The sequence below is a fragment of the Brevefilum fermentans genome (assembly GCF_900184705.1).
In the GTDB taxonomy this organism is placed as follows: domain Bacteria; phylum Chloroflexota; class Anaerolineae; order Anaerolineales; family Anaerolineaceae; genus Brevifilum; species Brevifilum fermentans.
In genome coordinates this window covers 1,448,132-1,464,147 of sequence record NZ_LT859958.1, presented here as the reverse complement: position 1 = coordinate 1,464,147, position 16,016 = coordinate 1,448,132, and the positions used below count along the sequence as shown (strand labels likewise).

The 16,016-nt window shown below is 43.5% G+C and carries 11 protein-coding genes; 5 read left to right on the top strand and 6 right to left on the bottom strand.

Going from position 1 to position 16,016, the window contains the following annotated elements; all coding sequences use genetic code 11:
• Nucleotides 1–4 precede the first annotated feature (4 nt).
• From CFX1CAM_RS06395 to recD2, 4 genes are all read right to left on the bottom strand, one after another.
• Complete coding sequence (locus CFX1CAM_RS06395) at nucleotides 5–1,015, bottom strand: 3-oxoacyl-ACP synthase III family protein (protein ID WP_087862226.1); 1,011 nt, start codon at nucleotides 1,013–1,015, stop codon at nucleotides 5–7.
• A 51-nt stretch (nucleotides 1,016–1,066) separates the two neighbouring features.
• The gene (locus CFX1CAM_RS06390; protein ID WP_087862225.1) at nucleotides 1,067–1,831 is read right to left on the bottom strand and encodes a beta-ketoacyl-ACP reductase; all 765 of its coding nucleotides are present in this window, start codon (nucleotides 1,829–1,831) and stop codon (nucleotides 1,067–1,069) included.
• A 135-nt stretch (nucleotides 1,832–1,966) separates the two neighbouring features.
• Nucleotides 1,967–5,173, bottom strand: coding sequence for a BTAD domain-containing putative transcriptional regulator (locus tag CFX1CAM_RS06385; protein WP_087862224.1), 3,207 nt, complete (start codon nucleotides 5,171–5,173; stop codon nucleotides 1,967–1,969).
• A gap of 91 nt (nucleotides 5,174–5,264) precedes the next feature.
• Nucleotides 5,265–7,484 (bottom strand): SF1B family DNA helicase RecD2, encoded by a 2,220-nt coding sequence (recD2, locus tag CFX1CAM_RS06380; protein WP_087862223.1) that lies wholly within the window; start codon nucleotides 7,482–7,484, stop codon nucleotides 5,265–5,267.
• Between the two features lie 444 nt (nucleotides 7,485–7,928).
• On the opposite strand from recD2, the gene CFX1CAM_RS06375 reads away from it, so the two are divergent.
• The 4 genes from CFX1CAM_RS06375 (at nucleotide 7,929) to galK (ending at nucleotide 13,737) form a co-directional block, all read left to right on the top strand.
• Entirely contained in the window at nucleotides 7,929–9,416 is a 1,488-nt protein-coding gene (locus CFX1CAM_RS06375) for a S10 family peptidase (protein WP_087862222.1), read from the top strand.
• Between the two features lie 274 nt (nucleotides 9,417–9,690).
• Nucleotides 9,691–11,298 (top strand): LuxR C-terminal-related transcriptional regulator, encoded by a 1,608-nt coding sequence (locus tag CFX1CAM_RS06370; RefSeq protein ID WP_157891762.1) that lies wholly within the window; start codon nucleotides 9,691–9,693, stop codon nucleotides 11,296–11,298.
• 221 nt (nucleotides 11,299–11,519) lie between these two features.
• Complete coding sequence (locus CFX1CAM_RS06365; RefSeq protein ID WP_087862220.1) at nucleotides 11,520–12,533, top strand: LacI family DNA-binding transcriptional regulator; 1,014 nt, start codon at nucleotides 11,520–11,522, stop codon at nucleotides 12,531–12,533.
• 43 nt (nucleotides 12,534–12,576) lie between these two features.
• Nucleotides 12,577–13,737 (top strand): galactokinase, encoded by a 1,161-nt coding sequence (galK, locus tag CFX1CAM_RS06360; RefSeq protein ID WP_157891761.1) that lies wholly within the window; start codon nucleotides 12,577–12,579, stop codon nucleotides 13,735–13,737.
• Nucleotides 13,738–13,829: 92 nt separating this feature from the next.
• On the opposite strand, the gene CFX1CAM_RS06355 is transcribed toward galK, so the two are convergent.
• On the bottom strand, nucleotides 13,830–14,324 hold the full coding sequence (locus CFX1CAM_RS06355) for a hypothetical protein (protein ID WP_087862218.1): 495 nt from the start codon (nucleotides 14,322–14,324) through the stop codon (nucleotides 13,830–13,832).
• 215 nt (nucleotides 14,325–14,539) lie between these two features.
• Here CFX1CAM_RS06355 and CFX1CAM_RS06350 point away from each other — a divergent pair, with 215 nt between their 5' ends.
• Entirely contained in the window at nucleotides 14,540–15,457 is a 918-nt protein-coding gene (locus CFX1CAM_RS06350; RefSeq protein ID WP_087862217.1) for an alpha/beta fold hydrolase, read from the top strand.
• Nucleotides 15,458–15,526: 69 nt separating this feature from the next.
• Here the strand turns inward: CFX1CAM_RS06350 and bfr are convergent, their stop codons facing one another.
• Complete coding sequence (gene bfr, locus CFX1CAM_RS06345) at nucleotides 15,527–15,991, bottom strand: bacterioferritin (protein WP_087862216.1); 465 nt, start codon at nucleotides 15,989–15,991, stop codon at nucleotides 15,527–15,529.
• Nucleotides 15,992–16,016: the final 25 nt, after the last annotated feature.

The following is a 16,016-nucleotide window of genomic DNA, read 5'->3' as shown; positions in this document are numbered from 1 at the left end:
TTTTCTATTTTTGCATACGAAAAGCCACAGCGGCCTGGTTGTAACCAACACCAGACCCAACAAAGACAACCAGGTCGCCCGCCTTGATCTTTCCTAATTTTCTCGCATCGTCAAATGCCATTGGTAAGCAAGCCGAGCCAGTATAACCCCATTTGTCCATGATCCAATGCGCTTTTTCAATGGGCAAGCCAACCTCTTCCATCACCAATTCAATGGTGTTCAACCTGACCTGGGTGAAAATCACAAAATCGATTTCATCAATTGAAAAATTGCCGTTTTTCGCAACTTCTCGGATGCGCTTAGGCCAGCCCTCATTGTTCACTTCAGGCGGGAACGCCGTCACCAGGCGCACTTTAGTCTTGCCCGATTGAACATTTTCGACTGTTGCAGGTTCTGCGGTTCCACCAGCATAAATGCCCCAGTTTGGATAGTAGGAGCCATCTGCAAAAAATGCTGAGGAAACGAAACCCGGTTTGTCGCTGGGTGCTAAAACAGCTGCCCCTGCCCCATCACCGTAAAAGAAGCTAATCACATCTTTCTTGTAATCAGCCAGGCGATGCATCAGATATGCGCCAATGACGAGGACGTGTTTCATATGCGGATTGGTGCTGATTAATCCAGCTCCTAATGCTAAACCGGTCGGGAAGCTGGCACAAGCACAACCGACATCAAAAGTGCCAGCTTTTTTAGCGCCAAGCTTTTCTTGAACGACGACAGATGTTGCCGGGGTTATGTAATCGGGCGAGTCCGTGCCCAGAATGATCAGGTCCACTTCGTCAGGAGTAATTCCTGCGTCTTCCAGGGCAGCCTTTGCTGCCTCAACAGCTAAATCAGATGTTGCCATATCTTCATCTGCGTAAAAACGTGTCTTAATGTTCGAACTTTTTTCAAACTTGCCGACAACCTCCGCTAATGTCGGGTTAACCTCTCCCATCCATTGAGCAAAAGTCTCATTTGTAACTTCATTTTTGGGCAGGTATCTGCCTGTGCCAATGATATTTCCGTAGCGTTGCATTTGTTCCTCTCTTAATTACCAGGTTTGAAAACCCAATGATCTGTTATGTATTTATGTCCCGAGAACCATCCCACCATCGATGCTGATGGTAGCGCCATGAATGTAGGACGCCTCATCGCTTGCCAGCCAAGCATACAGGTTCGCCACATCTTCAGGTTGCCCCATTCGACCCAGCGGTGTTTTTGCAGCCAGACCTTCCAGAATTTTTTCAGGCATCTTTTTGACCATCTCAGTGAGAATAAATCCGGGGCAAACAGCGTTGACGCGTATGTTGTAGCGCCCCAATTCGCGAGACCAAGTTTTTGTCATGCCGATGACACCGAATTTTGTTGCGGCGTAATTGGTTTGTCCAAAATTGCCATACAAACCAACAATGGAAGAAGCATTTAAGATCACGCCGCCACCCTGTTTGATCATTTGAGGAATGACTGCCTGGGTGCAATTAAACACGCCTTTTAGATTCACGTTGAGTACAAGGTCAAAATCTGTTTCTGACATCTGGCTGACCACTTCACCATCTTTGAATTTCACAAACAGGCCGTCACGGGTGATGCCAGCATTGTTGACCAGAACATCAACACGTCCAAATGTTTCGATCACATCATCCACCCATGCTTGAACATCAGCCCGTTCTGTGACATTCACTTTATAAAATGCAGCACCGTTGCCCAATTCATCGGCAACGGCCTGCCCGGCATCTGAATCCAGGTCACAAATAACAACTCTGGCGCCCTCAGCTAAGAATTTTTCAGCCGTAGCTTTTCCGATCCCCGCTGCACCGCCGGTGATTAAACACACTTTATCGATCAAACGCATAAGAACTCCTCTTCAGTTATAAATTTAACCATGACCAACAAATGCTCTTTTCAGGCATTAACTTAGATGACTATACCAAAGCGTTATTACAAATTAGTTACGGGGAGGTAACAAATCAACTGGATTTGAACGAAATTATGGTTCTGAAACCAGTTTTCGGTAAATCGCTTCAGTTTTCGGAGAAATCGAAGCGTTTAATTGTTCTTTTAGAATTTCAACACAACGATGATACACCTCATGCACCATAGAGATCTGCCCCAATTGGTGAAAAATGAGCATTTGGGCGCGATACCCCGCTTCCCAATATGGATCATCATTCAGGATTTTGTGGGTGATGTCTAATGCTCTCTGAAACTCGCCCGCTTCAATATATGCATTTAACAAATGGTCGGCTACCAGAACGAATTGCTGATGATAGTATTGCTCTTCATGTGTAAGCCACTCACTGACCGGATTACTTTCAAAATAACGCCCTTGATATAAATTGAATGCATTTTCATTGCCATGTAGAGTGCCTTGGCTAATTTCCTTCAGAAACAAGTCCGCATCAACAATAATTCGCGCTTTAGGATTCAACCGAAAATATTCCTGTGATCGTTCGATAAAGAATGGGGCTTCTCCTCGGGGTCGATTCGGCTCTAAAGCCTGGTTGACTGCATTGAAGACCACCTTTAAATAAGTGACACTTTTTTCACCAGATGTTTCCGGCCAAAGCCATTCATAGATCTGGTCTTTATGGACCCACTTCCCTCGTTGAACAACCAGTATTTGAAAGAATTGACGAGCCTTTTCACGCTTCCAATCTTTTATGTCAATTAAATGGTCCCCCCTCCAAACATTGAAGTTGCCAAAAGTCTGCACCCACAAGGTATAACCCGGATGGTAGTCAAGCCCTGAAATGCCTCTTTGATGCAGTATTAAATTGAGGAAATTTGATTCAACGCCATTCGAATACGCAGCCAGGACCAAAGGATAAATTGCTTCGCGGTCTTTAAGACCAATAAGTGTTTCCCTGGTCAAAATAAAATCATAGCCATGCTCTATGATCAACGCAAGGCATTTTTCAAAATAACTGAATGCAGTATTTTGGTATCCCTGTTGCCATGCTTTAATTGCAAGCCACAATCGGGAAACACACAATGTAAACGTATCTTTTACACGTAATGCTGAACTTTCTGCAGAAGCTAAATAGCGTTGAGCGGATTCGTATTTGTGATCAAAGATTGCGCCAGCTCCAAGCGATAAACGGATCAAGATGCTGATCCACTCATCCCCCGCTTTTTCAGCAATAGCCAGGGATTCAATGGCCAGTTTTTCGGCCTTGCTGAACTGGCTCATATAACCTAAGGCTCGGCACATTCCCCAAAGCGGTTCGACATGTATGCGGGCTACATCAATTTGATCGATTGAATCCTGAAACAATTGCATGGCTTGCATAAAGTATTGGTTTGTAAAAGGAGATTGCTCTCGAATAAGAAGTGCGTGCCCTAGGCGCATAAAACCCACCGATTGGACGAATTTCGAGCGCAATTGCCGACCAATTTCAATTCCTTGGTGAGCGTACTTCTCCGCCTGCTCAGATTCGCCAAGCATCGAATGATACAAAGACAACAATAACGTACTTTCCCGGTGAAAACGCTGTGGTCGAGAGTGAGGTAATGAAGGATTATTCGCTTCGCGATCCATCAAGAGCTTGATACCTTCTTTCAGACGCCCTGTACGTAAAAACACGCGAGCCTGGATGAAATCTGTTTCCAATTCCAAATCTGGCATCAATTCGGAAGCTTGCCACAGCAATTTTTCAGCATTGTCGGGATAGCCCAGATTCAATTGATTTTCAGCAATTAACACTAAAAGGTCTGCTACCTCACGCGGCATTTCCTTTGGATCGAGCAGTTTTAATGCGTCTTGAAGCAATTGATCGCCATTAATTGGGCGAATTGTGTCTAAGAAAACCTGGCCTTGACCGCGCAAGGCTTGAGAAATTCCAAAGGAATATTGGCGTGCCCGGTAAAGACGTTCTGCCTGGTGGTAATATTCCAGGGCATCATCGAAACTGCCCAAGTATCGGTGGACTTCGCCTAAAAGGTAAATCAAATAAGGATAGTTCTTGCGCTCAGGTTCGGGAATCTCGTGAATCCAATAATTGATCGATTCTTTGCGCCCGTCCTGTATCAGCGGTTTCCCGATGCTTTCTAAAATTTGGTTGACCTGATAATAATCCCCGGCAGACAGCAAATGATAAAGTGCCTCTTCCCAGTATTCGTGGGCTCGGAAATAACTGGCAATTTTAAGATGCAAATCAATTAATTGTGATGGTTCGGCGCGGAACTGGTCTAGTAAGAACGATCTGAACATTTGATGATAACGGAAAACACCGGGCCGCAACTCTTCAATAAACAAGCCGGAATTGTTAAGATGGTCAAGCAAAACATTGCTGTGATCAATGGTCAGTAAGAAATCGCAGGTAGCACTTTCGAGCTTCGATAAAATTGAAGTTTTTATCAGGAATTCTCGAATGCGAGGTTCCAAGCCTTCCAGAACTTCTTCTGCTAAATAATCAAATAGGGCTGACTTAGATTGATGTTCATCATCTAAAACCTGTTGAATTGTCATATTCGGGTTATTTTGCAATGTTTGCCATATCATCTGCAAACCAATTGCCCATCCTTCTGTCTTATTGAGCACTTGATCAATAGCTGATTCTGACAGTGTGATGCCATACTGCTGATCAAACAATCGCGCAATTTCCTCGCCTGTGAATGCCAAATCGTCTCTGGTGATGATCAATACTTCATCCTTGACCCGCCATTTGTTAAGTGAGGGGAAATTTAATGCATGTCGGGTGGATATGATCACATGCAATTTGGAAGGAAGATGCTCAATAATCCAATCTAAATAACCCAAAACATCAGGAACATCGCTGACCAAGTGAAAATCATCCAGGACGAGATAAGCCTCCTGTGTGATATGGGTGGTAACAGCGTTAACAAAAGCGATTAATGCTTCAGTGGAAGTTGCTTCTGGGGTATCAATTGTCTTCAGTGTTTCATCGCCTATGGGATAGTCATGTTGATTAAACGCTGTAAACAATTTTGCTAAAAACAGCTTCGGGTCCCGTTCTGTGCCAGAAATCGTGAACCAGTATATCGGGCACTCCTGACTGTTAATGAAAGAGAGTATCGACGTGCTTTTCCCATAGCCTGTCCCTGCTTCGAGAATAGTCAAGGGATAATTGATTGCTCTTACCAGCTTTTGAGTAATCCGGTTTCGCTCCAGGACATGAGAGCGCTGTGATGGCGGATTGAGTTGGCTGAGAATAATCAGGTTGCGAATTGACATGAGATTCTTTTCGTTGCTTTACCAGTATCCAGTCACCGATTGAAATTATATCAAGGAACCAAATTGAGCGTTCGCATTCAGCGAAGAATAATCATTGTTTGATGCGTTCAGCCAGGTGTGAATAACGCTGTGAAACACGGTTATTGTCTATAGCTATGCGAAGTGCCTTGTAATTTCCAACAAGGACGCACCGCATTGAAGCTCGGGTGATCGCTGTATACAGCAAATTGCGCTGTAATATGACATAATGCTGGGTCAGAACTGGCATGACGACTGCGGGAAATTCCGATCCTTGGGATTTATGAACTGAGATTGCATAAGCAAGCACAATCTCGTCTAATTCTCCAAAATCATAGACGAGTTTGCGCGATCCATCTATAACCAAGGTCAGGTTTTGTTCGATGGGATCAATGTGCTCAATGAAGCCAATATCACCATTGAATACATCTTTTTCATAATTATTCCGAATCTGCATGACCTTATCTCCGGTACGATAAAGATTTCCTAAAATTTTTTGTTCGGTTTTTTGGAGATGCGCTGGATTGAGGCTCTCTTGTAAGGACAGGTTTAGTGCGTCGACTCCTGCTTCACCGCGATACAATGGCGATAAAACCTGGATATCCCTCACTGGGTCGAGGGCAAATTTTTCCGGCATACGCACGGTAACCAGGTCAAGGATCCACTTTGCAGCGGCTGCTGCATCCTCAGCGGGAAAGAGAAAAAAATCACCATCCTGCGTTTTTGAAAAAATGGGCATTTGTCCCCGATTCACCATGTGCGCGCTGGCAACAATTTGGGAATCATGCGATTGCCGAAAAATGGTCTTCAACTGCGATACCGGTACAACGCCACTGGTGATGATATCTCGTAGCACATCCCCAGCTCCAACCGATGGAAGTTGATCAACATCGCCAACAAATAGTACCTGAGTCCCGGGTTGAAGCGGTTTCAGAAGATGATAGGTTAACACCAGATCGAGCATGGAAGCTTCATCGACAATTAAAAATTTTATTTTCAACGGGTTATTTTCATCGTGTTGAAATCCTCCTTCGGGTGAAAACCTCAGCAGTCGGTGAATCGTACTGGCTGGACGCCCGGTAGCTTCCGAGAGCCGCTTTGCTGCTCTTCCTGTTGGAGAAGCCAACGCATAGACGATATTATTGCTCTCAAGGACCTCAATTAAAGCTTTTAGACAGGTGGTCTTTCCTGTACCTGGTCCACCCGTTAAAACACTAACCGGATGGCTCATCGCGGTCTTCAGCGCTGCTTTCTGCTCATCAGATAAACCTTTTGATTCAAACTCCAGCGATGCTTGCCAAGTGTTTACCGGGTACGCCAACAAGCTTTTAAGATAAGAAGCAACTCCTTTTTCACTGTAATAAAAGGGCATTAAGTAAACCATGGGTTCCCCATAGTCAGGTGTATTTTCAGATCTCCCCGATAATGGTTTATCAGTATCAGTGGTAGACTGGCTGAAAATATCTCTGCGAATGCGATCGGCCGCGGCCAATTGTTCAATGCTGTTCAGGATAAGATTTGCATCAACGTTTAATAGCGCTTGTGCGCGTTCAGAAAGTTGATTTTGAGGGGTAAAAACATGGCCCTCATTGATCATCTCCTTGATTAAATAAATAATTCCGGTTTCTATCCGCGCAGGATAGTTTGATGGCAATCCCAGGTTTTGAGCGATCCGATCAGCTGTTTTAAAACCAACCCCGTAAATATCTTGTTCGAGCTGGTACGGATTTTCTCTGACAATATTCAATGCGTTATTGCCGTAGGTTTTGTAGATTTTCACAGCGAGATTGGTACTTACCTGGTGTTCGTGAAGGAAGAGCATAATCTCCTTGACTGATTTTTGCTCTTCCCAGGCCTCGACAATTTTTCGAGTACGCTCTACTCCAATACCTGGCACTTCACTCAAACGACCGGGGTCGGATTCAATGATCTCGAGGGCTTCCCTCTTAAAATGACTAACAATGCGTTTTGCCAGTTGTGGCCCGATACCCTTTATTAAGCCAGATCCCAGGTAACGCTCAATGCCGACCTCTGTAACCGGCAGTAATTTTTCGCATTTTGTTCCCTTAAATTGCAAGCCATGCTTCGGATGGGTCGTGTAATCGCCTTCAACCCGAATATGTTCTCCTGGGGATAATTCAGGGAAATTCCCAATTACAGTCAGCAGCCCATCAAGGTTTAAGCCGACAATGCGTCCTTTCTGTGCGCTGTCTGGGCGCATCTTCAAGACGGTGTATCCATTATCCGGATTAAAGTATGTGATTCGCTCAACAGATCCAGAAATTATGACCATATCCAAAGTATACCGGAGAAGTCTTGTCAACCATACAATGATTTGTTATATATCCATGTTCTGAATAATTTCAGCATATCCTCCCCTGCCCGTTGAGGTTAGAAGGGAATCCAGATTCTCAAAACCTCCTACGAACAATATCTTCCAAAATTAATCCCTGCTTATTGAATTTTTGATTGGCTTTAAGTATAAACCATGGTTATCTTTCCATTTTTTATATACTAATAATCGAAAACTGACATTAAAAAACAAATTTTTGGGCAGATCAAGTACAATTGCCGTGAGTAAAGTCTTCGCGTACCGAAACCATGCAGCTTTTTGTGAATCCAGGCAACGGACATACAAATTGTTTTTTGTTTATGGCCATTGGAATGCAAGAAAAACAAAAAGGAATCCCCCTGTTTCACAGGTCATTTTATTTGAAATCTATTTGAAAGGTTAATTATGAGTACAGAAAATAAAAACAAATCCATCACTGAAGAACCAGAACAACCCACAAAGCCTACAATCGTTGAAGAAACTTCCTCGGTCACCCAGCATAAAATTGAAATCAACGGCGCTCAATTGGAATACACAGTAACAACGGGTACGATCGTACTCAAAGAGGAAGATGTTGAGCTGGGCGAAAAACAAAAAGCTAGTATTTTTTACATAGCCTACACGAAAGACAACGAAAATTCTGAAAGACCGGTGACTTTTTCATTCAATGGCGGACCCGGTTCATCGTCTGTGTGGTTACACCTGGGATTATTGGGGCCAAAACGGGTCTTGATGGATGATGAGGGCAATCCTATCGGACCGCCCTACCGCCTTGTGGAGAATGAATATTCGCTTCTCGAGCTAACCGATTTGGTGTTCATCGACCCAGTCAGTACCGGATACAGTCGTACTGTCCCTAAAGAAAAACCCGAACAGTTTCACGATGTCAAAAAAGACATTCAATCAGTCAGCGAATTCATCCGCATCTGGACAACGCGCAATAAACGCTGGGTATCACCGAAATTTATTATTGGAGAAAGCTATGGTACAACTCGTGCAGCAGGCCTGGCAGGCTATCTCCAGCAACGTTACGGAATGTATTTAAATGGAATCATGTTTGTTTCGTCAATTTTGAATTTTTTGACTGCAAGCTTTGACGAAGGCAACGACCTGCCTTACATTCTGTTCCTTCCCACATACACTGCATCAGCTTGGTTCCACCATAAACTCCCTGATGATTTGCAAACTGACCTTGAAACTGCTGTCAACGAAGCGAGAGAATATGCCCTGGGTGATTACACAGTGGCTCTCATGAAGGGAAATCGCCTCAATGCAGATGAACGTAAAGCAGTCACTGCCAAGCTTGCTCGTTTGACCGGTTTAAATGAATCATATATTGAGGGATCGAATTATCGCATCAATATTCATCGTTTTTGCAAAGAACTTCTTCGCGATGAAGGCTACACGATCGGCCGCTTTGACAGTCGGTTTAAAGGTTTTGATAAAGATCGGGTCGGAGAAAGAAATGAGCTCGATCCGAGTTATGCGATCATCCTTGGTCCATACACTGCAACGATGTATGACTATTTGCGGCGTGACCTGGAATACGAGACCGATCTTCCTTATGAGATTCTAAAGTCGCTCTATCAGAGTTGGAAATACGAGGATTACCAGAACCACTATGTGAATACAGCTCAGGACCTCAGACTTGGGTTTTTGCTCCATCCAGGACTTAAAGTAATTGTTTGTAATGGCTATTATGATTTGGCTACCCCATTTTTAGCAGCAGAATACACCTTCGATCACATCCCCTTGCCAGAAAAGCTCTCCGCTGACATCAAAATGACCTATTATGAGGCAGGTCATATGATGTATCTTCATAAAAAATCGCTGGAAAAGCTGTCAGGAGATTTGAAAGATTTCATTCGTAATTCAATTGAAATAAGTGCCTGAACGAACGCTCAGGCACTTATTAACGAGGGGTTAAATGTAAATTTTATGAGTTTTCTCTCAAAAAACCCTACTGCAGTATGGTTCGATACCCTTACATGCATGTTAGACTTTAATAAGCAGGCAATCGGCTGAACCATCTTCATTGATCCAGATCTGGCCCCGGGCTATCGAGAAACACGTTCTGAAGTTTTTAAACGACAGGATTTGGCTCAAAAAACGGGCTGTTCTGATAACCGACTTTCCTCTGGCATTGCATTGCCAATTGGGTCGAACCATGACTGAACAACAAATTACAAGCCTTTTTGTCACAGAAATGCATGCTGAACAAGCGATAGTTGACCCTGTTTGTCATGCCAAAATGCTTTTGTTGTCTGGCAATTATCAATCTTGCCTTGATTTCATTCAACAGCAAGCAAGCGACCTGCTTGAAACCTCACCCCAACTGATCATTTATCATGCTGCAGCCTTGCTGTTTTGTGAAGAGGGTCCAGGGAATATCAATGCCGTATTGAACAGGGCAGAAAAACTGGATCATACACAAAGTCATACAGGTGAAATTGCTGCATTACGCGCAATCATTTCCAGTTATTTTAAAGATCCTGAGGAGGGTATCAAGCAATCAAAATTAGCACTTAAGCTGATCAAACCAGGCAATACCTACTTTCAGCATATCGTTGAGCGCAACTTGGGAATGGCTTACACGATTAAAAACGACCTGGGAAATGCAACAATCTGGTTTGAAAAACTCTTGATGTCAGGCTATCAACTCGAAGATTGGGGCAGCGTTTTAGCAGCTTACAATTACCTCACCTATATCCGCAAAGTCCAGGGACGCTTATCCGAAGCTGAGACCATCTACCAAAAAAGTCTTAGATTTATCAATGACCATGATGTCAAACAAAATCCCCATACCATAAAGCTATTATCGGGGTACGGACACCTCATGTTATTCTGGCATCGTCTTGATGAAGCGAAATCTTATTTACAAAAAGCGATCCAGCTTGCGGGCCATTCAGAAATATTGTATGCATTTACAGCACACCAAAATCTATGCGAAACGTATATTAGAGAGGGCAATTTATCCACCGCTCACATGTTGCTGGACGATTTATTTCAGTTAATTCAGACGAAAAGCGATTTTTATGCAAAGGTTCACCTTCAGCAGGCAAATAGGTTAAAATCGCGTTTGTTAATTGAAGAGGGCCATCACGAGCAAGCCTTTGATTGGCTTGTTACAAGTGGCTTTGATGGAGTTCCGCCTGATGAGCTCTATGAGCGTTATGGGTATGAACTCGGGCTTACGCTGCCCATTGCAGCACGAATTTATATTCTTAACGGCCTACCAGAGCATGCGATCCAGATATTACGTGCAGTTATTCCAAAATTCATGCATCAGAGCGCGAATTCCTATATTATTCGATCTTTGACAGCCCTGGCTGTTGCCTATGAACAAATCGGGAAGGATGACTTGGCGGTTTGTGCTTTTTCTAAAGCCGTTGCTCTGGCTAAGTTGGATAACAACCAGGGCGACTTTCTTCTGATGGGCCAATCTCTTCTGCCGCTGATAAACCTTTATGAAAATAAAAATGGCCATCAAGGTTTCTTAACAAACATACGAAATATCCTGCATACTAATCTCCAAAATCAAGCAAAATCTGTAATTAAGTCCTGTTCTGACAATCTTTTAAGTCAGAGGGAATCCGATGTATTGCAACTGATTGCAAAAGGATTAACGAATAAACAAATTGGTGAAGTGCTCTTTCTATCCTCTAACACCATTAAAAGCCACAGGAGCAACATTTATCGTAAATTGCGGGCTGAAAATCGCATTCAAGCGATCTCACAAGCAAAAAATATGGGCGTTTTGACAGGTGCGCCCTGATTGAATTATTAGTTTTAACGCGTTAATTTGCATTTGGCTTCATTTCTATCTCCTTTCTTTTGAACTCCAGCAAATTGCTGGAGTTCATTATTTTTAATACACGTCTTTTCAGACCCTATCTATTGACAACCGGAGTGTTGGTCTGTTATATTAATGGTAACGGTCACGGTATCGATGCCGAGATCGCTAACATCGCCAATCATTGTTTCGGAGAGTGCTCGATGCGTCAAAAAAAACGGATCACCATTGCTGATGTGGCACTGAAGGCTGGCGTGTCCAAGCAAACAGTATCGCGTGTTATTAATCAAAAACCCGATGTTGCCCCCCACACCCGCAAACAGGTTAAAGATGTGATCAAAGCTATGGGATATACGCCCGATCCAATCGCCCGTTCTATGAAGGGGAAAACTCAAACTTTAGGATGCATTACGCCAAATTTTACTGATTTTAATTTTTCATCCATTATTCAAGCGGCTCAGCACACTGCTCAGGATTATGGGTTTTCTATTTTATTCGCCAGCGCTGAAACGGACATTCAATTTCCCCCAGTAATGGATGAAATGATCAACCGCCGTGTAGATGGTTTGTTAGTCATCAATCCGCGTGATGATCACCGGTACCATCATTTGCTACCGATAATCGATCAGGGAATGCCAATTACTTACATAAAAAATGCACCCGTTTTTGAGCAAGTGCCAGCGATTTGCCTGGATGATGAACAGGGTGGTTTCATCGCGGCGAAATACCTGCTTTCCCTGGGCCATACGTCGATTGTAATAATCCTTGGACCGGAAAATAAGGCCAGTACTCGTGATCGTTTAACGGGTTTTCAAAAAGCTCTTCGGGATGAAAATCTTGAAGTCGATCAGAAGTTGATCATGAACGGAGATTGGACAGCTGAATCGGGCAAAGCTGCAATCGACAAGCTATTAAGCTATGGTGTACCCTTCTCAGCGATATTTGCCCTGAATGATTGGATGGCGATCGGGGCACTTCAAGCCCTGAAAGAAGCCGGGTTGCGCGTCCCTCAGGACGTTTCTGTGATTGGTTTTGATGGTTTGCCCATTACAGCGTATATTGACCCTCCATTGACTACTATTAAACAGCCAATCGAGCAATTTGGACGGTTAGCCGTGAAAACGCTGATTGAAGCGATCCAAAAGCCAGATTTCCATCCAGAGGTGATCCGATTATCCCCTTCTCTGGTAATCAGGAAAACCTGTGCGCCAATTTAATCAATACCAGAAATCAACCACTGTGGTAAAAAGGTTAACAGCAATGGATCAAGCCCGCATAAACACAATTCGCGCAATTTACAAGCAGCACTTCAAAGAGGAACCTGCCTCTATCGTTGTCGCCCCAGGCAGGATTAATCTGATCGGTGAACATACGGATTATTCAGAAGGCTTTGTGCTGCCAGTAGCCATAGATCGCGATGTCGCCATCCTTTTCTCTCCCAGGCAGGACGGTTTTGTTGCTGTCTATTCAGTTGATTTTGATGAATTTTATCAAACACAATTATCTCATTTTGAGAAACAAAAAACCTCCTGGATTGATTACCTCCAAGGAATAATTTGGGCACTATCCGATGATGGGTATCCATTGAAGGGTTGGCAGGGTGTGGTTTCGGGAAATATCCCCATTGGCGCCGGGTTATCTTCGTCTGCAGCGCTTGAAATAGCTATTGGAAAAACTTTTATCCTTTCATCCAATATTTCCATTGATCCGACCAATTTGGCATTAATCGCTTTAAAGGCTGAACGCGATTGGATTGGTTTGAATGTTGGAATTATGGACCAGTTGATTTCAGCCGATGCAAAAACAAACCACGCCATGCTGCTGGATTGTAAAACACTGAATTATGAATTTGTACCCATCCCTGAAAATGTAAGTTTTATTATCATGGACACCACCACCCGCAGAGAACTGACACACTCCGCATACAACACCAGGCACAAAGAAATCCAAGAAGTCACGCGCTTGTTGAATGTAAATAGCTTGCGCGAAGCAAGCCAATCTGATTTAGATGCAATGCAAACCGTCATTCCTGAAATCCTCTATAAGCGCGCCAAACACGTTATTAGCGAAAATTCTCGGGTTTTGCAATTTGTCCACGCGATGCGAAATCATGATCTGCTATCAATGGGTAAACTCATCAATGAAAGTCATGCCAGTTTGAGAGATGATTACGAGGTATCCAGTGATGCTTTGAACCTGATCGTTGACTTGGCAAATAACCAATCCTGTTGCTTCGGTGCGCGTTTAATGGGCGCAGGGTTTGGTGGGTGCGCTTTGGCGCTTGTAAGTCAGGGGGAGGAATTGGGCTTCATCCAAGAAGTCCACTCCGCTTACCAGGATGAGGCGGGGATTGCTCCCTGCTTATTCATCGTAAAAAGTGCCACTGGCGTACATACACACAACCTCAAAAAAAATAATTGAGATGGTTCAATGATAATATTTAACCCAAGCATTGCCGCGCGAACGGAAAAAAATTATCGAAAATATTTTGTTTTACTTGTCGTTCGTGGCTTTTAAAAGCGGCGTAATGCCTCATCGATCCCATATTTAAACAAGTCCGCAAAAGCAGCCGGGTCAATCAGATAGATGATCACAAAAGATGTCACAAAAATAATTACAGCCAACCATCTGGTATACACCCCCCTTGTTCTGGTAAACAGAATAACCGAGATAATTGTAATCACTGTTGTAGCGACAATGCGCAGATCACCTAAAGGTACCCAGTAACCGCCTATGTACTGCTGGTCGGAGCCAAGGATTTCAGTAATATTAATTTGAACATCAAATAGAACAAGGAACATCAACGCGACCAAAACCGCCAACAAAACGATAGAAGCCGTTTTAGTGGATTTACCTTCTGTTCGATAAGCTTCATAAATTGCGGTTGGCAGTAAAAGAATGATTGGGATAAGGGCTTGTTTAAAAACAAAGCCAAGGACAATGCCGATGATGGCAATTACCATGAAAATAGTGCATAAAAGTGGAGCATACTTGTTAGGTTTGGCCATTTGGGCCCTCCTTTCTCATGTTTCTATGTTTCTTTTATGCGCATTGATGACAGTCATCATATCATTAATTTTTTCTATTTTACAAAGATTTACTATCAATATAATAGAATAGGATTGAGCAACTTTCTTTTATTTTTGATATACCATACGTAATTGGAAAATATTATTTATAATTAAACGACATTCTAAATTCTAACAAATCAGGAAGGTTGAGTATGTCTAAAAGGAACACAATCTATCAAACACCGATGGAACCATGGCCCGCATTAGCCAGGTATGGCCAACAGATCGAACTCAAAAAACCTGCGCTGCGCCTGTTCTTTTTTGATACAGGCCAGGTTAACAAACCGGTTCTAATGATGATTCACGGGCTGGGGGATGAGGCGGATACCTGGCGGCATGTTTATGCGCCGCTATCAGACAATTTTCGCGTGATTGCACTTGATCTGCCCGGTTTTGGACGCTCTGATAAGCTGGATGTGGATTACACACCTAATTATTTCCTCAGCGCAATCGTTGGCCTGATGAACCAGCTTGCTATCCCAGATGCAACCCTGATGGGCAGTTCATTGGGCGGAATTTTAGCTCATCAGATAGCACTCAGTCACCCCGAACGCATCAATGGATTGGTTCTCGTTGGCGGTTCCATGTTCCAGCCACAGACGATGCAGGACTGGAGCCTGCGATTGATGAGCCTGCCAGCGGTGGGTAAATGGCTCTATACCAGGCTGCGCAATGACCCGGATGCAGCTTATGCTTCGTTAAATAATGTCTATCATCAAATTGAGGCTCTCCCACAGGAAGATCGATCTTTTTTATATTATCGAGTCAATCAACGCGTATGGGATGATGGTCAGCGTAGAGCTTACTTGTCCACATTAAGGAATCTTGCACCCTGGATCAAACATTTACAAGCAGATTTACCCGCGAAATTGAAAAACTTTCAGCACCCCACACTGGTCATACGCGGAGAATTTGATCTACTTTTCTCAGAAGCCAATTCAGACGCGATCGTGAATATCCAGCCAAATGCCAGGAAAGCCATAATTCAAGGTGCTGGGCACCTGCCCCACCAGGAAGCCCCAGGTGCATTTCTGTCACTTATTCAAAAGTGGTTTTCTGAAAAATTTTAACATACGTCGTTAATTAAAAAAGAGCAGCATACGAGCTGCTCCTCTTTTGGATAGTGTTTTGACAGGGAATTACGACTGTTTGTTGAGGTAACGCTGGAAGCCCACCTGTTCAATTTGGTCCAACTGTTCCTCGATCCAATCGATGTGATCTTCTTCATCCGTAAGGATTGATTCCAACAGGACCTTTGTGCCATTATCGCCATGTTCAATGGTTTTGGCAATTGCTTTGTTGTACGCATTGATTGCATCTAATTCAGCCGCATGGTCGTTCTCAAGTTGTTTCAAAACCTCATCACCAATGTGAATCTCCTTCAATTTTGAGACAATCGGCATACCACCCAAAAATAGAATTCGCCCGATCAATTTTTCAGCGTGAATCATTTCTGTAATGGCGCGCTTCTCAATAACATCATGAAGCTTCTCATAACCCCAATCTTCGCACATCTCCCCGTGTAGAATGTATTGGTTAATGGCTGTAAGTTCATCAGCGAGCAGTTCGTTCAAAATTTCGATGATTTCAGGATGCCCTTTCATGTGTGTTGTTCCTCCAAATTCATAG